The sequence below is a fragment of the Micromonospora sp. DT178 genome, from assembly GCF_049841695.1.
Lineage (GTDB): Bacteria > Actinomycetota > Actinomycetes > Mycobacteriales > Micromonosporaceae > Micromonospora.
In genome coordinates this window covers 293,650-310,991 of record NZ_JBNCKV010000004.1, presented here as the reverse complement: position 1 = coordinate 310,991, position 17,342 = coordinate 293,650, and the positions used below count along the sequence as shown (strand labels likewise).

Sequence of the window (17,342 nt, the reverse complement as noted above, 5' to 3'; positions counted from 1 at the left end):
TCAGCGCGGCGATGCCCCCAGGCTCGGCTGCCGACCTGCGTGCGACTCTGGTGCCACCTTCCCGATCGCGTCGACGCGGCCCCACCGTCCCGGAATGTCGAGCAGTTCGACCCGGCCGAACCGGTCAGGCAGCGCCGGCGCCACCCTCAGGTCGGCACCGTGCGGCTCGAGGCCGAGCAGCGTACGCACCAACAGCAGCGGCGCTCCGGTGGCCAGAGCCTGCGGGCTGTTCGCGGCCGGGTACCGCACGGGGTGCCTCGTCAACTCGCGGTCGTAACCCCCAAAGGCCTCCGGCAACTGCCCTTCGAAGTAGTGGGCGGCGTCGATGATGCCCTCGGCGATGCGTCCCGCCTCACGGGTGAAGCCGTAGCGGCGCAGCCCCCAGGCGATGAACGAGTTGTCGAACGGCCAAACGGTGCCGACCTGGTAGCCCAGCGGGTTGTACCGCCCCTCCCCGTCGGCCAGGGTGCGCACGCCCCAGCCGGAGAAGAGCCGGGGGCCGAGCAGGTGTTCGGCGATCTTCGCGGCCCTTGACTCATCGACGATGCCGCTCCACAGCAGGTGGCCGATGTTCGAGGACAGCGCGTCGACCTGGCGGCCGTCGCGGTCGAGGGCGAGGGCGTAGTACTCACCGTCGCGGACCCAGAAGTCCCGGTTGAAGCGCTGCTTGAGCTCGGCTGCCTGCCGTTCCAGTCGGTCGGCGTACGCCGGGTCGTGCCAGAACTCGCGGGCCAGCCGGGCGCCGCGGATCTTGGCGTCGTAGGCGTAGCCCTGCAGCTCGCAGGTGGCGCGGGGCAGCCCCGGGAGCCGGCCGTCGCGGTAGGAGATGGCGTTCCGCGCTTCCTTCCAGCACTGGTTCTCCAGCCCGGTCTGCTCGTTGCGGCGCTGGTACCAGAGGTAGCCGTTGTCCATCATGTCGCCGTACTCGTCGATCCAGTGCAGGGCCGCCCGCGCCTCGTCCTCGTACTCCCGCACCAGCGCGACGTCCCCGGTCCAACGCTCGTACTCGTCGAGCAGGATCACGAACAGCGGCGTGATGTCGGCGCCGCCGTAGTACGGCAACGTCGGCTGCTCCTCGAACGCCGCCACCTCGCCGAGGCGCGCCTCGCGCAGGATCTTTCCGGGCTCCTCGTCGCGGAAGTCGTCCAGCACGGTGCCCTGATTGATCCCCAGAACGCGCAGCGTCGTAGCGGCGAGACCCGGTGCGACGGGCAGCGCCTGCAAGCTGGTGAGAATGCTGTCGCGGCCGACGAGGGTCGCCGCCCACGGCAGGCCGGCGGCGGGCATCGCCTGCCCCGGAAGCGCCAGCGTCGGGTACCGCAACGCGACAAGATCCACGAGGCTGCGCCGGTACGCCGTGCTCAACGCGTCCCAATCGCATGTCAGGCGCGGCGCCTCGCCGAGCAGCCCGTCGAGATCGTGCTGGGGTCTCTGCCTGGCTCCCTGGCGACGCTGAGACAGATGATCGCGAACATCCTGCCCGTCCGGGCGCAGCACCAGCGCCCGCACGTGCAGGGTCGTGGTCCACTCTTCCTGCGATCCGAGCCGGATGTGGTACGTCAACCCGTGCTCGTCGATCCGGGCCGGCTCGGTCGTGGAGATCAGCGCCTCGCGCCGGAACTTCTCCCGCTCATAGCCCAGACGCAGACGACCGTCCTCGACACGCTTGTAGATCCGACCCACCGCCTCCCGCGGTTGCCCGAGCACACCCAGTGGGGAGAAGTCGCTGTCCACCTCCACCCGGACGGCGAGATCGGCTGGTTCCGCGGCATGGTTGAGCACCGTCAACCGTTCCTCGAAGCTGGCGGCCAACGATCGCTCACGGATCACCGACACCTTGGCGTCCACGTAATGCGTCGGCGTGCCGGGCACCAGGAAGAACCGCACCTCGAAATAGGATCGGTCGTCTCTAGCCAGCGCGCTCAACCGTTCACCGTTGACAGTGAGCCGCCACCGCGACAGGAACCGGGTGTCGAACGAGAAGAACCCGACCGGCACTGACGGTACGGCTTCGATGTCGCCGCCACCGTCGCTCAGTACGAAACTGTTGCCGTACAGGATCCTGATCAGGTCCGATTTCATCTGTTCCCCTCACGATTCGCGGGCGACGGTCCGCGGATGGCGCGCCCCGGGCGGCCCGGGGAAAAGCCGCTCCAGCAGGATGACGAACTGGAACTGTCCTTCACTCGTGATATCGTTTCGAACCCACGCCGCCAGCGGTTTGGCCTCGCCCCGAGCCATCCGGTCGAAAAAGGCGTCGGCGGTGCGGATAACGGTGTCCGCGTCGCGATTCTCCCGCGACACCCGCACATCACCCTTGGTGATGGCCACAAACCAGTGGTCGATCCCATGATCGTGCTCGATGTCGAACCGGATTGTTGCCGTGGTCTTCCGCAACAGCCGTTCCCGTCCATGGCGGCCGAGTTCGTCGAAGAACTCTTCCGACGCATCAGACATGGCACCCCCCCCGCAGAAAATCCAGCGGACCAGGACCAGCATCACTCGGATCAGGGGTGGGGACCTCACCCGGAACGGATGAACTTGGCGGGAGGCGCGGTGAACTCACCCGATCCGGGTGATGCCGCAGCGCCCCGTTCGCGGTCAGGCACGTTTCCGCCGTCGCGGACGACCCCTCACGTTTCGGGAGAGGGCCTCTATGAGGGCGAGCCCGGCCACCGTCGACGTTCCGGGCACGGGCGCGCGGAACAACGGGCGGGCCATCGACGACCGAGATCGTTGAGGTGGTCAGTGGTTGGCGGGGGTGAGCCGGCCCTCGCAGACGATCTAAAAGGCGTTCAGGGGTGCTTTCCAGCGCATGCTCCACCGCCGGCGGCCTGCGCCGGTCGGGTCGAGGCTCATCAGCGCCATGTAGACGCATTTGAGCGCAGCCTGCTCGTTCGGGGTGTGTCAACGAGCCCGGACGGCCTTGCGGAGGCCCGCTTCGATCACATCACAGGCGCAAACACGGAGACCGACACACTCTGGGTGACGCGTACTCATGGGTCGCGCCGGATGAATCGTGCGATCGCGACACTTCCGATTAGGAAGATCCACACGAGGGTGATGAATGCGCCGCCCGGGGTGAGCACGGTGTCCGTGTTGTCGTAGAGGTGTGCAGCGGCGCGGTCGGGGAGCCAGTGGGCGTGTTCGGTGATCCCGGCGAGCACGGGAGAGACGATGAGTACGAGGCTGAGCGTCCCGACGAGTGCGGGCATGAGGTGTCGCACGAGCAATGCGACGGCGTGGGAGAACAGGCCGATTAGCGTGAGGTATGTCGCCGCGCCAGCGAGAAGCCACGGCTTGCCGGCGTCTCCAGGGGGCGGGGCGCCTGTCAGGTGCTGGGTGACCGAGGCGGTGGCGAGGCTTGCGCCGATACTCGATGCCGCAATGACAGCGATGACGAGGAGCGCGGCAACCGTCTTGCCGGTGACTAGCAGGCGACGGTTCGGCACGGCGGTGAGGGCGGTGCTGAGTTGGCGGCCGGCGTGCTCGTGCGTGGCGGGCAGGATACCCAGCAGAACGAACCCTGCCTGCACGAACGGCACCGTCTGGAGCGTGATGTCGATGACTGATGCCTGGGCGTCCTGATCGGCTGCGGAGGCGGCGAGGGCGGCGGCGATCACGATGCCGGTGAGGATCGTGCCGATGCCGGTGAGCGTCGTTGCGGGCAGGGTGCGGAGTTTGTCGAGTTCGGCCGTGGTGACGTTTCTGATGCGCACGAGGTTCACGCGTCTCGGCGGTGGAAGACGACTGTGGCGACGATGAGCAGGGCGAGTGTCCAGCCACCCATGACGAGCGCGCCCGGTACGGCGTCCAGGCCACCCTCGACGGTGTAGAGGCCGCCGAAGAGCCGGCGACCGGCCATGTCGGGAAGCCAGTGCGCGAGCGGGGTGAGGTTCGTCAGCAGCAGCGAGAACGACACCACAGAGCTGTTCACGATGAGAACGATGAGCGGGATGATGCCGTTGCGGGTCAGCACCGTGATCGCAAACGCGATGAGCCCGGTGAGAGCCCAGTAGAGGGTGCCACCGAGACAGCGCGTCACCGCTTCGCCGAGCGTAGCGGTTTCGGTTCCGGCCTCGCCGATGACGGCCCGTGCGATGCCGACGGTGATGGGCAGGGTGAACACGGCGACCACTGCGACGAACACGACGATGGTGGCCGCCTTCGCCGCGAGCAGGCCCGCCCTGCGCGGGGATGCGGTGAGGGCTGCGGTGATCTGCCGGCCCCCGCCGGCATCGGTGCTGTTGGCCGTGTACTCGCTGCTGAAGACGATGACCCCGATGAGGACCGCGCCGACGGTGCCCAACGGCATCGCGGCGAAGGCCGTTTCGAACGGTGAGGTGAACGCTCCCGTCTCCGGCTGGCCCGCGTCGAGCGCGGCACGAGTCGAGAAGGCGTTGAGGAGCGTGATCGCGACCGATCCGAGCAGCGCCACTGCGACCCCGGCCCACGCGGCGGGCAGGGTCGCTGTTTTGCGCAGCTCCGCTGCGAACGTGTTCGATGCGTTCATCGCCCGACCCCGTTTCCGCCGTCGGTGAAGGCGAAGAAGGCGTCCTCCAGGCTGCCGTACCCGGCGGTCACCTCCGCCAGAGTCCCGGCTTTGACGATCCGACCGCCCGCGATGATCACGAGGTCATCGGCGAGTCCTGCGACCTCACCCATCAGGTGGCTGGAAAGCAGCACGGTGCCGCCGGCGTCCGCGTGGCCGCGCAGCAGCCCGCGAATCCAACGGATGCCCTCCGGGTCCAGACCGTTGACCGGCTCATCCAGCACGAGCGCCTCCGGCTCGCCCAATAGCGCCGCCGCAAGCCCGAGGCGTTGGCCCATACCCAGCGAGTACCGGCCGACGCGGACCCGGCCAGCGTCGGTCAGTCCGACCTGCGCCAGCACTTCTCCGATGCGACGGCTTGGGATGCCGTTGCTGCGCGCCACCCAGGCCAGGTGGTTTCGTGCCGTGCGGGAGCGGTGCGCGCCGGAGCCGTCAAGCATCGACCCGACCGTGCGGAGCGGATCCCGCAGGCTCCGGTACGGGCGGCCGCCGACAAGGGCGCTGCCGCCATCGGCGCGGTCCAGTCCGAGCAGGATCCGCAGCGTGGAGGACTTGCCCGCGCCGTTCGGGCCGAGGAATGCGGTCACCCTTCCCGCTCGTGCCTCGAAGCCGACGTGGTCAAGCACGGTGCGGGAGCCGTGGCTTTTGACGAGTTGTTCGATCAAGAGCATGCCCAACATCTCAGACCGATCACGTCGCGCAGGCATCGGCCCCGAGTCGGGACTTCGCCGTGCTCCTCTGACCTCGGTCTGTCAGACCCAGGTCCGATGTGCGAAGCGGCCAGAAGCCTAGACTTGGACAGGTGGAATCCACCGATCGGCCCGTGCTGCGCTCACGCGTGTGGCTGATCACCGCCCTCCTGCTCGCGACCCTTGTTCTCGCGCTGTCGACCATCGGTGTTGGCCAGCCGGCCGGAACCCTTGCCGTCCTGCTCGCCGCCGCCGGCTGTGCTGTTTCGGTGCTGGCGTGGGCGCTGCTTCGCACCCGCCGGCAGCGACGCATCTACGAGGACGAACTGACCGCCTGGGCAGCCGAACGGGCTGCGCACGCCGAGCGACTGCGCATCGCCCGCGACCTGCACGACCTCGCCTCAAACGGGCTCGGACTCATCACCGTCCGTGCCGCCGCCGCACGCACCCTCACCGGACCAGCCGGTGACGTGGAACGCGTCGCGGCGCTGACCGACATCGAACGCGCCGGCCGCCAGGCCACCACCGAGTTGCGCCGCCTGCTCACGGTGCTGCGCACCCCCGGCGACGACGTACCCCTGCGACCTGCCGAGACCCTGGACGACCTTCCCCACATCGTGCACGCCGCTCGTATGAGCGGAGTCACCGTGACCCTCGACATCGGCGACATCGGCGAGATGTCCGCAGGCGTGCAGCTCACGGTGTGCGTGATCGTGCGCGAGGCCCTCGCCAACACCGCCCGACACGCCGGACCCACGGGCGCTCACATTGCCGTTCACCGCGACAGTGACGCGATCATCGCCACGATCGCCGACGACGGGCCCACCCCCGGCTGGGTGCCCCACCCCGGCGCCGGAGCGGGCCTGGCAGGCCTACGCGAGCGCGTCGGCGCGTTGGGCGGTAGCTTGCATGCCGAACGCGCCGGTTACGGCTACCGAGTCACCGCCCGCCTGCCTGAGACCGCTGACCGAGCAGGACGCCGATGACCGTGCCCGTGCAAGTGCTCGTCGTTGACGACCAACCCCTCATCCGCCACAGCCTCCGGCTCATCATCGACAGCGCACCCGACCTCGTTGTCGCCGGCGAGGCGGACACCGGCGAGGCGGCCGTCGTCCGCGCCGGGCAACTATGCCCCGACGTCGTGCTCATGGACATTCGCATGCCCGGCGGTGACGGCATCGACGCCACCCGCCGCATCACCGCCGACCCTGCCTTGACCAGCACCCGCATTCTCGTGCTTACCATGTTCGAGCTGGATGAATACGTCCACGCCGCACTCCGAGCCGGAGCCAGCGGCTTCCTCCTCAAAGACGCCGTACCCGGCCAGCTCATCGACGCGATACGGCGCACACATAGTGGCGAGTCACTGTTCGCCCCGAGCATCCTCACCCGTCTCGTAAAGCACTACCTTGACCAGTCCGCGCCGAAAGTCGCGCCAACTCAGACTGTGCTCACCGATCGAGAGACGGAAGTGCTGACCCTCGTCGGCCGTGGCCTGTCCAACCAGGAGATCGCCCGAGCCCTCAGCATCTCGATGGGAACCGTGAAGACCCACATCGGTAGCCTCCGGTCCAAGTTGCACGCCCGCGACCGTGCACAACTCGTCATCACCGCCTACGAACAAGGCCTCGTCTCCACACCCCAACAACGATGAACCTCCATTTCCGCCACCACCGTGGGCTGCTGCACCCGCTTGTAGGGCAGCGCCTGCCGCTGTCGTACTGCCCGCTCCACGCAGCCGGCAAATGGCTCGGGGGCCTGTGGATCTAACGGCTCGTTCTTGGCTGGGTGCTGGTCGAACTCGCGGGTGGTGGTCGCCGATGGCGGGGAAGCGATCGAGGACATCGACATGCTGCGCCACCGTCGAGACGGCTCGGCCGCGTGGCCACGGATGGCCGGGTGGCGTGACATGGTGGCGAGCGGACTCGTCCTGACCTTGAGCACCCGAACAGTGAGGAACCGGCCGGCCTGCAGGGCCGCGCCGCCCCCGCACGGTGGCGCCCTTGACGCAATGCACGCCGAGCAATGGCGACAGTTCACTGCTGGCGGCGTGCGCGTGCTTCAGGGACCTTCCGCGCCAGCACGTCGGCGTGTCCCCGCTGAACTGCTTGCGGCGGCTGCGGCTGGACGGCGTGCACGACGAACTGTCCCGCCGCTCGGACCCATGGCAGGTCAGCGTCAGTGAGGCGGCCTACCGCTGGGGCTTCACCCACCTCGGCCGCTCGCCGGCGCCTACCGCGACCGCTTCGGCGTGTCCCTGTCCCAGACGTGACGCTGGCTCGAACAGTTGCCACGGATGGTGACCAGGCCCGGGATGCGGGCGAGCAGCGGGCAGGCCTTCGACGTGATGGCCAGAGGTCTTCTCGCGGATCTGTGTTTCCGCGACGAAACGCGAGGCCGACCACGACGCCGTCCAGTCGGTGCTCCGTTCGTACGGGAAGTTGGGGCTTGCCGGGCCCCTTCGAGCGGCCGGGGCCGGCGCCGTCCAGCCGACCCGACCTGACCCGACCTGACCTGACCTGACCCGAGCGGCGACGTGCTCGCTGCGGCGCGTGACGCGGTCCTGCGGTGTCGACTGTTGTCGCCACTGGCGGTCGGCGGGGCGTACTGCCAGGCCAGTGGGCCTGGCGGGGATGCGGTCGCCGGGCCGGCACCCGCCGGAGCGGGGCGGTGTCGCCGAAACGAGGTCTTGACGAGTCGGGAAGTTTGACATTTGATAAATCCCGCCGATGCAGGAGGTCTCATGTCAGCTCGCACCCGTCTCGTCGCGGCCGTCGCCGCAGCGGCTCTCACACTCACCGTCGCCGGCTGTGGTGATTCGGAGAAGGCCGATTCCCCCGATGCCGCCTCCGTCACCTACCTGACCTCCTTCGGGACGTTCGGTCGGGACGCGTACGCATACGTCGCCCTGGAGAAGGGCTACTTCAAGGAGGCCGGGCTCAACGTCACCATCAAGCCCGGCACCGGCACCGTCGATGTCATGAAGCTGATCGGGTCGGGGCAGGCCGACTACGGCCCCGGCGACCTCTCCGGGGTCATCACCACACTGGCCAACGAGAAGATGCCGGTGCGCGTGGTGGCCGCCATCCACCAGCGGTCGATGGCCGGCATCGCCTCGCTGGAGAAGGCGATCGACTCGCCGGAGAAGCTGCCCGGCGCCAGCATCGCGGACAGCTCCGGCTCCACCAACATGATCATTTTTCCGGCGTACGCCAAGGCTGCCGGCATCGATCCGAAGTCGGTGAAGTTCGTCCCGTCCTCGCCGCAGTCGCTCCCGCAGTTGCTCGCCGCCGGCTCGGTGGACGCGATCGGCCAGTTCGCCGCCGGCAAGCCGCTGCTGGAGAAGGCGGCCGGTGGCAAGACCGTCACCATGCTGCCGTACGCGGACAAGCTCCCCGACCTGTACGGCAACGGCCTGTTGGTCTCCGCCGCGAAGCTGGAAAGCAACCGCGCAGAGGTCGAGAAGTTCACGGCAGCGCTGGTCAAGGGCCTGCTCTACGCGGTGGAGCACCCCGAGGAAGCCGCCCAGTTGCTCAAGAAGCACGACCGGACGGCCGACGAGAAGGTCGCCGCCGCCGAACTCACCGAGATGCGGCCGTACGTCCTGGGCGACGGCGGGCCGGCCGGAAAGCTGGACCGGGCGCGGGTGGAGGCGATGATCAAGCTGCTCGCCGGCACCGGCACCCTCAAGTCGACGCCGAGCGCCGATGACATCGGCGTCTACGACATCGCAAAGCCATAACTTCCTCTTCGACGGCGGTGCGCGTGGCCGGTTGCCGCGCGCACCGCGAGGGGCGAACCATGATCGGAATTCGTAACGTTTCGCAGATCTACCGCACCCGTGCCGGTGACGTGGAGGCCCTGCGTGACGTGTCGCTGGAGGTCGCCGACGGCGAGTTCGTGGCGATCGTCGGGCGGTCCGGGTGCGGTAAGTCCAGCCTGCTGCGGCTGGTGGCGGGCCTCCAGGTGGCCACCTCGGGCGAGATAACCGTCGCCGGCGCCCCGATCCGGGGGCCACGGCGGGACATCGGCTTCATGTTCCAGCGCCCGGCTCTGCTGCCGTGGCGGTCGGTCATCGACAACGTGCTGCTGCCGACCGAGGTGTTCAGGCAGGACCGCCGGGACGCCCGGACCCGCGCACACGAGCTGCTCGACCTGGTCGGGCTGAACGGCTTCGAGAAGCGCCTGCCGCACGAACTCTCCGGCGGGATGCAGCAGCGGGTATCGCTGTGCCGGGCCCTCATCCAGCAGCCGCGCGTGCTGCTGATGGACGAGCCGTTCTCCGCACTCGACGCGCTCACCCGCGCCGACCTCACGGTCGAACTCCAGCGCCTCCAGATGAAGCACGCCTCGACAGTGCTCTTCGTGACGCACTCGGTCGACGAGGCCGTGCTGCTCGCCGACCGGGTCGTCGTGCTCAGCCCGCGACCGGGCCGGCTGCGGCAGATCGTGGGGATCGACATCGCTCGTCCGCGTTCGCTGGGACGCGACGGCCACTCGGCCGAACTCGGCGTGCTGCGCGCCCAACTGCACGACCTGCTCATGACCCCCGAGGAGGTGGCACGGTGACGGTCACCGAATCCCGCCGTACCGGCCGCGACAAACCACGCGCCGCAGGCCGCTGGGCCCAGCAACTCCCGCCCGTGCTCGGCGTCGTGGGCGCCACCGCTCTGTGGTGGGCGATCACGGTCGTCTTCGACGTGGAGAGCTTCATCCTGCCGTCCCCGGTGCAGGTGGCGCAGACCATGGTCGAGCAGTCCGGCTACCTGTGGGACAACACCCTGGTCACCCTCTGGGAGACGCTGCTGGGCTTCCTGCTGGCCATCGCGATCGGGGTGCCGCTCGCACTGATCGTCACCGCCTCACGGATGCTGGAACGGACCGTCTACCCGCTGCTGCTGATGCTCAACGCCGTACCGAAGGTGGCCGTCGCGCCGCTGCTGGTGGTATGGATGGGCTTCGGCCAGTTCCCCAAGGTCTTCCTGGTCTTCCTGGTCTGCTTCTTCCCGATCGTCATTTCCACCGCCGCCGGTCTCAGCTCCACCCCGGCCGACCTGGTGGAGCTGGGCCGGTCGCTGAAGACCAACTGGTGGCAGACGTTCCGCATGATCCGGATGCCGGCCGCCATCCCGCAGCTCTTCGTCGGTCTCAAGCTCGCCATCACCCTCGCCGTCATCGGCGCGGTGATCGCCGAGTTCGTCGGTGCCACCGAAGGGCTGGGCTATGCGATCGTCGCCTCCGGCGCCAGCGCCGACACCGCGTTGGCCTTCGCCGCGATGATCCTGCTCGGAGTGATGAGTGTCGTGCTGTTCTACCTGCTCGCCGCAGTCGAGCGGTTCTTCGTACCGTGGGCGGACCGGTCATGAGCGCGCCGGACTTCCCGCCGACGGTCCCGGTCCGGTGGCTCACCGACGCCGTCGCCTCGGTCTTCGGCGCACTGGGCTTCTCCGAGCAGGCGGCCGGTCTGGTCGCCGGCTCCCTGGTGGACGCCGACATGCGGGGAATCCCCTCGCACGGGGTGATGCTGCTGCCGATGTACGTCGATCGGATCAGGGCCGGCTCGGTCAGCCGGGCCGAGCGGGCCGAGGTGGTCCGCGACAAGGGCGCCATCGCGGTGCTCGACGCCGGCCACGCGTTGGGGCAGCTCACCAGTGACCAGGCGATGCGGCTGGCGGTGGCGAAGGCGCAGACGTACGGCGTCGGTGTGGTCACCGTCCGCCGGGCGTTCCACTTCGGCGGGGCGTTTCGTTACGTGGACCTCGCCGCGAACAACGGCTGCGTCGGCATCGCGGCGGCCAACACCCGCCCGCTGATGCCCGCCCCCGGTGGTGCCTCGGCGGTGGTCGGCAACAACCCGCTCGCGGTGGGCGTGCCCCGCGCGGGCGGCAAACCGGTGATCTTCGACGTGGCGCTCTCCGAGGCCGCGCTCGGCAAGATCCGGCTGGCTGCCGGTGAGGGCCGCGAGATCCCCGCGAGCTGGGCGACCGACGCGCAGGGGCGGCCCACCACCGATCCGGCCGCCGCGCTCAAGGGACTGCTGCTGCCGTCCGGCGCGCACAAGGGATACGGGCTCGCGCTCATGATCGACGTACTGACCGGGGTGCTGTCCGGCGGGGCGTACGGCCGGGGCGTCCAGGGCCTCTACGCCGACGTGTCGGTGCCCAACGACTGCGCGCACTTCTTCCTCGCCCTGGACGCCGAGGCGTTCGCTGTGGACGCGGAGGAGCTCGCCCGCAAGGTGGACGACCTGGCCGACCAGGTGCTCGGCTCCGCGCTGGCGCCCGGCACGGAGCGGGTCCACCTGCCCGGTGACATCGAAGCCGGCCGGTACGAACGGGCGTCGCGCGACGGTGTCGCGCTCCAGCCGTCGGTCTTCGCCGGACTGGCGGAGGTCGCCGCCGGGCTGGGCGTGCCGCTCCCGTCACCGGCCAGCGCCGGCTGACCCCGGTCGACGAAGGAGGAAGGAAGTCATGCAGGCCAGTTTCGACGCCACCGGCGAGATACTCGTGGTCACCGGAGGCGCCAACGGGATCGGCGCCGCCCTCGCCCACGCGTACGCGGACGCGGGGGGCACGGCCGTGGTGTTCGACGTGACATCGGGTCAGCCGCATCCCAGCGGGCGGGTGCACGAGCACCGGGTGGACGTGTCCGACCGCGACGCGGTGCACACGGCGGTCGCCCGGGTGCTCGCCGAGCACGGGCGGATCGACGCCCTGGTGGCCGGAGCGGCGGTGCAGCCGCGGTGCGACGTGGTCGACATGGACCCCGAGCAGTGGCGCCGCACGCTGGCGGTGAACCTCGACGGGGTGGTCTGGTGCGCGCAGGCGGTCCTGCCGGACATGATCGCCCGCCGTTCGGGCGCGATCCTGGTCTTTGCCTCGGGCCTGGCCACCGCCGGCCGGGCGCAGGCGTCGGCCTACGCGGCGAGCAAGGGGGCGTTGATCGCATTCTCCAAGTCGCTCGCCGCCGAGGTCGCCGAGCACCGGATCCGGGTGAACACCGTCTTCCCCGGCGTGGTGGACACCCCGCAGTTCCGGCAGGCCAACCCGAGCGGCGGCGAACGGGAGCACTGGGCGCGGGCCACCGGCATCGGCACGCCGGCCGACGTGGTCGGTCCGCTGATGTTCCTGCTCTCGCCGGCCGCGACCATGACCGGATCCACCCTGACCCGTGACCGGGCGTACCCGAGGAGCGAAGCACAATGAGCAGCACGACCGAGCAGTTGCCGGTGGGCATCGTGGGCGCCGGGCCGGTCGGCCTGGTCACCGCGCTGGGCCTGGCCCACTACGGCGTGCCGGTGGTCATCTTCGAGGAGGACGAGCGGCTGTCGCTGGACACCAAGGCCGGCACCGTCCTCACCCGCACCCTGGAGGTGCTGCACCGGTACGGCGCCCTGGACGACGTGCTGGCCGGGTCGCTGCGCATCGATGAGATCGGCGAGCTGGACCGGGCCACGAACACCCAGACCCTCAGCGTCCGGACCGGCGACCTGACCGAGGACACCCGCTTCCCGTTCGTCATCAACATCCCGCAGCACGAGCTGGAGCCGATCCTGCGCCAGCGGCTCGACGCCACCGCCCCCGGCGCGCTGCACATGGGACACCACCTGCTCGACTTCGTCCAGCACCCGGACCGGGTGGACCTGCGGCTGCGTACCGCCGAGGGGGAGCGGACGGTTCCGGTGCGGTACCTGCTGGGCTGCGACGGCGGTCGGTCCGCCGTCCGGGACCAGATCGGCGCGCGGGTCGAGGGCGAGACGTACCAGGAGCGTTACATGCTGGTCGACCTGAAGGTCGACCTGGATGTGGAGAACCCGCGCGACTACCCGTACCTGGCCTACTTCGGCGACCCCGAGGAGTGGATGATCCTGGTCCGCCAGCCGCACTGCTGGCGCTTCCTCTACCCGCTACCGGCCGGGCAGGCCGAGCCGGACCGGGAGGAACTGGTCGACAAGGCGCGCCGGTTCATCGGGGACACCAAGACCCTGGAAATCGTCGGCACCAACATCTACAACGTGCACCAGCGGGTGGCCGACCGGTGGCAGGACGGGCGGGTCTTCCTCCTCGGCGACGCCGCGCACCTGATCACCCCGATGTGGGCGCTGGGCCTGAACACCGGTGTCCTGGACGCCTCCAACCTGCCCTGGCGGATGGCCTGGGTGCTGCGCGGTTGGGCCGAGCCGAGCCTGCTCGACGGTTACCAGGTCGAGCAGGAACCGGTCGCCACCAAGGGCTCCGCGGCGATGGCCGCGGCGGCGCGGGCCTACATGGCCCGGCGCGCGGACGACCCGGGGGTGATGACCGCCGGCAACTGGGGCAACGCGTTCACCCGCGCCATGCTCGGGGTACGCCTCGACGTGGGCGGCACGGGCGACTGGTCGATGGTCGCCGCCGGTGACGAGCCGCTGCCGGTGCTGGCCGGGGCGCGCAGCCCCGACCTGCCGCTGTTCGGTCAGTCCGGCGCGGTGCACCTGCACGACCTGGCTGCCGACGCCTTCGTGGCGCTCTACTTCACCGACCCGCGTCGGGTCCCGGCGCTGCCGCCACAGGAGTCGCCCGCGCTACGGCACTACGTGGTGAGCCGGTGGGACGCCCCGCACGACTCCGGGCTGCGGGATCGGGCGCTGTTCGACCCGGGAGACCGGGTGCGGCGCCGTTTCGGGGTGGACAACGACACGCTGGTGCTGGTCCGCCCGGACGGGCACGTGGCGGCGATCGTCCCGTTCGACCCCGTCTCCGGCGTCGACACGGCCGCTCACCTGTACGCCCGGATCACCGGCTGCTCACCGCCCGTGACCCGGCCCGACAACACCCTCGTCCGCGAAAGGGATGACAATGAGTAACTACGGTCACGCGACCGCTCCGGACGGAACCCAGGTCGAGCTCGGTGCCGTCGGCCAGCAGGTGGTCTTCGAGAACGACCAGGTGCGGGTCTGGGAGATCAGCCTGGCGCCCGGCGAGCAGCAGCCCTGGCACCACCACCTCAACCCGTACCTGGTGATCGCGCTGGAAGCCGCCGACAACCGGATCGACGCGCTCGCCGGTGGCGACCCCCGCCTGGTGCACGAGGCCATCGGCGGCGTGGTCTACCGCGAGCCGGGGGAGGTCCACATGCTCACCAACAACGGCACCACCCGGTACCGCAGCCGGCTCGTCGAGCTGAAGTGTCTGGGGGAGAACCTCGTGTCCGGTCAGGGCGAGCGATGAGCGACCAGCCGCTCGTACCGACCCCGCCGGTGCCGGCCGGCGTCGACCCGCAGGAGTGGGCCAACAACCTCTCCGAACCGTCGAACTACGGCGGCGAGGCGGCCGACCGGTCGCGGGAGGAACTGGTGCCCGGCCCGGACGGCCTGGTGCTGGCCCGCTTCCGCGAGATCCTGCTCCAGACCGACGAACTGGACTGGGCGGACAAGACGCTGGCCGGCCTCTCCCACAAGGCGCTGTGGCGCAACGAGGAGACCGAGGCGTCCATCTCGCTGATCCGGTTCCGCGAGGGCGCCGGCATCCCGCTGCGCCACTCACACGCGTCCAACCAGTTCATGTTCTGCCTCAGCGGCCGGTACACCTACGTGCCCACCGGGCTCACCCTCACCCCGGGCTCCTTCTACTGGAACCCGAAGGGCAGCCTGCACGGGCCCACGCTCGCCGAAGAGGAGAGCGTCCTGCTGGAGATCTACGACGGGCCGCACTACCCGACCCAGCCGGACTGGTACACCGACCCGGCGGACGCCCGCTAGCTCCACCTCGAAGAAAAGAAGATGACGATGCCCAAGCAGCAGATTGTTTCCCCCGAGCTGGCCGCTCCGAACGGTCACTTCGCCCAGGCCACCCAGATCAGGGCGCGGGGCCGGATGGTGTTCGTGTCCGGTATGACCGCCCGTAACCGTGAGGGCGGGGTCACCGGCGTCGGTGACGTGACCGCCCAGACGCACCAGGTCTGCCAGAACCTGCGCGCCGCGATGACGGCTGCCGGCGGGTCGCTGGAGGACATCGTGCGGGTGGATGTCTACGTGCGCAACATGGAGGACTTCCACGCCATCCACGAGGTGCGCCGGCAGTACTTCACCGGTGAGCCGCCGGCCTCGACGATGGTGGAGGTCTCCAAGTTCGTGAACAAGGACTACCTGATCGAGATCAACGCGATCGGCGTGATCGACGACGAGCAGGACGCCTGATGAAGCTCGCCAGCGTTCGTACCGAGACCGGCCGGCGGATCGGGGTGGTGGACGGCGACACCGTCGCCGTGCTCCCCGCCGAACTGGGCGACCTCGACGAGGCGATCCGTGGTGGCGTGGCCGCGTTGGAGGCGGTCCGCGCCGCCGCGGGGCAGGTCGCGGTGGTTCCGTTGGCCGAGGTCCGGCTTGACGCGCCGCTGCGCCGGTTCAACCGTGACATCCTCTGCACGGGTTGGAACTACTGGGACCACTTCGAGGAGTCGCGCGGTAAGCGGGAAGGGCAGGACCCCGCGGAACGGCCCAAGCACCCGACCTTCTTCACCAAGGGTCCGGACACGGTCGTCGGCCCGTACGACGACATCGCCTACGACCCGCAGCTCTCCGCCAAGTGGGACTACGAGGCGGAGGTGGCGCTGGTCATCGGCGCGGACTGCCGTTCGGTGAGCGAGGCGGACGCGCTGTCGTACGTGGCGGCGTTCTGCGTGGCCAACGACGTGTCGCAGCGCGACCTGCAACGCGCGCACGGCGGTCAGTGGCTCAAGGGCAAGAGCATCGACGCCACCATGCCGCTCGGGCCGTGGCTGACCACGGTGGATGAGGTGCCGGACCCGGCGAACCTGCGCATCCAGTGTGAGGTGAACGGCGTGGTGCTCCAGGACGCGTCGACCGGGCAGATGGCCTTCCCCTTCGCCCGCATCATCGCGGAACTGAGTTGGGGGATGACCCTGCGGGCCGGCGACGTGGTGCTCACGGGCACGCCGAGCGGCATCGGGAATGCCCGTGACCCACAGGTGTTCCTGACCGACGGGGACCTGGTGGTGACCCGGGTGGAAGCGCTCGGTGAGCTGCGCAACCGGGTGCGACTGACGAAGCTGCATTGACCCCGCGACGGGTGCGGGGCGGCGCAGCGCGGCGCCGACCCGCACCATTCCACAGCGACGAAATTGGTACCATTTCCAGGGCCCTGATGCGTTTGTGGGATCACCCGAGCACCCCATGAGCATGGAGCATGTCCTGCGAGAACGGGACGAGCACGGCATCCACCAGCGGCTCTATCCGGAGGCAAACCGTGGTAACAACGCATCGTCGATCCGTCCTGAGCGACGCCAACGACGACGGCCGGACCGGTGCCGGTGGAGCCGACGGACAGCACCGCACCCTCGCCGACTCGGCGACTGCGGTCCTGCACGAGGCGATCCTCACCGGCCGGCTGCCGGCCGGCACCCCGCTGCGCCTCAACGAGATGGCCGACCTGCTCGGCATGAGCATGAGCCCGGTCCGCGAGTCGATCCGGCGGTTGGCCGCGCTCGGCCTGGTCGAGGTGGTCCAGCACAAGGGCGCCTGGGTCAGGCCGCTGACCGTCGAGGACGCGGTCGACACCCATGAGACCCGGATCGCCATGGAGACGGCACTGATCGAGCGGGCGGCGACCCGGTTCACCGCCCAGGACGCCCGGCGGGCCGAGGCGGCACTCGACGAGCACATCGCCGCGTCCGCGCGCGGCGACGCCACGGCTGCCCGCAGGGCACACACCGAGTTCCACTTCACCATCTACCGCGCGGCCGGATCGCGTTGGCTGCTGCGCGGCCTGGAACCGGTCTGGGAGAACAGCGAGCGGTACCGGTTCGCGACGGTCATCCCGACGGGGCAGAACGAGGAGCGGGTCCGCGAGCACCGGGCCATCCTCGACGCGTGCGTGGCGGGGGACGTGGCGGCGGCGGTGGCCGCCGTGCAGGTCCACATCCAGCACGCGGCAGACCGGGTGATCGGCAAGATGAACACCGACGCCGCAGCAGTGCCCGCTGCCCGGGCACCGGGACGTGCGCGTACCGGGAGCTGACCGCCGGCGCCACCAAGTCAGCCGGTAGTGGCGCCGGCCTCCAACCGTCCGGGCACCTCCGCCCAGACGGACCGTCCGCCGCCGGGT

The 17,342-nt window shown here is 69.7% G+C and carries 18 protein-coding genes and 1 pseudogene; 13 read left to right on the top strand and 6 right to left on the bottom strand.

What is annotated here, in order from left to right:
• The 6 genes and pseudogenes from ACLQ22_RS10070 to ACLQ22_RS10045 form a co-directional block, all read right to left on the bottom strand.
• Complete coding sequence (locus ACLQ22_RS10070) at window positions 1-2,082, bottom strand: glycogen debranching N-terminal domain-containing protein (protein WP_425692032.1); 2,082 nt, start codon at window positions 2,080-2,082, stop codon at window positions 1-3.
• Window positions 2,083-2,091: 9 nt separating this feature from the next.
• Entirely contained in the window at window positions 2,092-2,499 is a 408-nt protein-coding gene (locus ACLQ22_RS10065; protein ID WP_425692031.1) for an SCP2 sterol-binding domain-containing protein, read from the bottom strand.
• Window positions 2,500-2,784: 285 nt separating this feature from the next.
• Window positions 2,785-2,922 (bottom strand): annotated as a pseudogene (locus tag ACLQ22_RS10060) (IS256 family transposase); the annotation flags it as partial.
• A 74-nt stretch (window positions 2,923-2,996) separates the two neighbouring features.
• The gene (locus tag ACLQ22_RS10055) at window positions 2,997-3,728 is read right to left on the bottom strand and encodes a hypothetical protein (RefSeq protein ID WP_425692030.1); all 732 of its coding nucleotides are present in this window, start codon (window positions 3,726-3,728) and stop codon (window positions 2,997-2,999) included.
• Entirely contained in the window at window positions 3,725-4,513 is a 789-nt protein-coding gene (locus ACLQ22_RS10050) for an ABC transporter permease (protein WP_425692029.1), read from the bottom strand. The genes ACLQ22_RS10055 and ACLQ22_RS10050 overlap by 4 nt, the downstream gene beginning before the upstream one ends.
• Window positions 4,510-5,223 (bottom strand): ABC transporter ATP-binding protein, encoded by a 714-nt coding sequence (locus ACLQ22_RS10045; protein WP_425692028.1) that lies wholly within the window; start codon window positions 5,221-5,223, stop codon window positions 4,510-4,512. The genes ACLQ22_RS10050 and ACLQ22_RS10045 overlap by 4 nt, the downstream gene beginning before the upstream one ends.
• Before the next feature lie 131 nt (window positions 5,224-5,354).
• On the opposite strand from ACLQ22_RS10045, the gene ACLQ22_RS10040 reads away from it, so the two are divergent.
• The 13 genes from ACLQ22_RS10040 to ACLQ22_RS09980 all read left to right on the top strand — a co-directional run bounded on the left by ACLQ22_RS10040 (window position 5,355) and on the right by ACLQ22_RS09980 (window position 17,255).
• Window positions 5,355-6,227 (top strand): sensor histidine kinase, encoded by an 873-nt coding sequence (locus tag ACLQ22_RS10040; RefSeq protein ID WP_425692027.1) that lies wholly within the window; start codon window positions 5,355-5,357, stop codon window positions 6,225-6,227.
• Entirely contained in the window at window positions 6,224-6,895 is a 672-nt protein-coding gene (locus ACLQ22_RS10035; protein WP_425692026.1) for a response regulator, read from the top strand. The genes ACLQ22_RS10040 and ACLQ22_RS10035 overlap by 4 nt, the downstream gene beginning before the upstream one ends.
• A gap of 1,089 nt (window positions 6,896-7,984) precedes the next feature.
• Window positions 7,985-8,983, top strand: a complete 999-nt coding sequence (locus ACLQ22_RS10030; RefSeq protein WP_425692025.1) for an ABC transporter substrate-binding protein — start codon at window positions 7,985-7,987, stop codon at window positions 8,981-8,983.
• A 59-nt stretch (window positions 8,984-9,042) separates the two neighbouring features.
• Entirely contained in the window at window positions 9,043-9,810 is a 768-nt protein-coding gene (locus ACLQ22_RS10025) for an ABC transporter ATP-binding protein (RefSeq protein ID WP_425692024.1), read from the top strand.
• A complete protein-coding gene (locus tag ACLQ22_RS10020; protein ID WP_425692023.1) occupies window positions 9,807-10,607 on the top strand; it encodes an ABC transporter permease in 801 nt (266 codons plus the stop codon). Before ACLQ22_RS10025 ends, ACLQ22_RS10020 begins: the two co-directional genes overlap by 4 nt.
• Window positions 10,604-11,683: an Ldh family oxidoreductase gene (locus ACLQ22_RS10015; RefSeq protein WP_425692022.1), complete on the top strand. Its 1,080-nt coding sequence runs from the start codon at window positions 10,604-10,606 to the stop codon at window positions 11,681-11,683. Before ACLQ22_RS10020 ends, ACLQ22_RS10015 begins: the two co-directional genes overlap by 4 nt.
• 28 nt (window positions 11,684-11,711) lie before the next feature.
• Entirely contained in the window at window positions 11,712-12,446 is a 735-nt protein-coding gene (locus ACLQ22_RS10010) for an SDR family NAD(P)-dependent oxidoreductase (RefSeq protein WP_425692021.1), read from the top strand.
• Window positions 12,443-14,083 carry an FAD-dependent monooxygenase gene (locus ACLQ22_RS10005; protein WP_425692020.1) on the top strand — a complete coding sequence of 547 codons (1,641 nt, stop codon included), beginning with the start codon at window positions 12,443-12,445 and terminating at the stop codon, window positions 14,081-14,083. Before ACLQ22_RS10010 ends, ACLQ22_RS10005 begins: the two co-directional genes overlap by 4 nt.
• Window positions 14,076-14,447 carry a cupin gene (locus tag ACLQ22_RS10000; protein ID WP_425692019.1) on the top strand — a complete coding sequence of 124 codons (372 nt, stop codon included), beginning with the start codon at window positions 14,076-14,078 and terminating at the stop codon, window positions 14,445-14,447. Before ACLQ22_RS10005 ends, ACLQ22_RS10000 begins: the two co-directional genes overlap by 8 nt.
• Window positions 14,444-14,977, top strand: coding sequence for a cupin domain-containing protein (locus ACLQ22_RS09995; protein WP_425692018.1), 534 nt, complete (start codon window positions 14,444-14,446; stop codon window positions 14,975-14,977). The genes ACLQ22_RS10000 and ACLQ22_RS09995 overlap by 4 nt, the downstream gene beginning before the upstream one ends.
• Window positions 14,978-15,004: 27 nt before the next feature.
• Window positions 15,005-15,415: a RidA family protein gene (locus ACLQ22_RS09990; protein ID WP_425692017.1), complete on the top strand. Its 411-nt coding sequence runs from the start codon at window positions 15,005-15,007 to the stop codon at window positions 15,413-15,415.
• Window positions 15,415-16,296, top strand: coding sequence for a fumarylacetoacetate hydrolase family protein (locus ACLQ22_RS09985; RefSeq protein WP_425692016.1), 882 nt, complete (start codon window positions 15,415-15,417; stop codon window positions 16,294-16,296). Before ACLQ22_RS09990 ends, ACLQ22_RS09985 begins: the two co-directional genes overlap by 1 nt.
• Window positions 16,297-16,484: 188 nt before the next feature.
• The gene (locus ACLQ22_RS09980) at window positions 16,485-17,255 is read left to right on the top strand and encodes a GntR family transcriptional regulator (RefSeq protein ID WP_425692015.1); all 771 of its coding nucleotides are present in this window, start codon (window positions 16,485-16,487) and stop codon (window positions 17,253-17,255) included.
• Window positions 17,256-17,342: the final 87 nt, after the last annotated feature.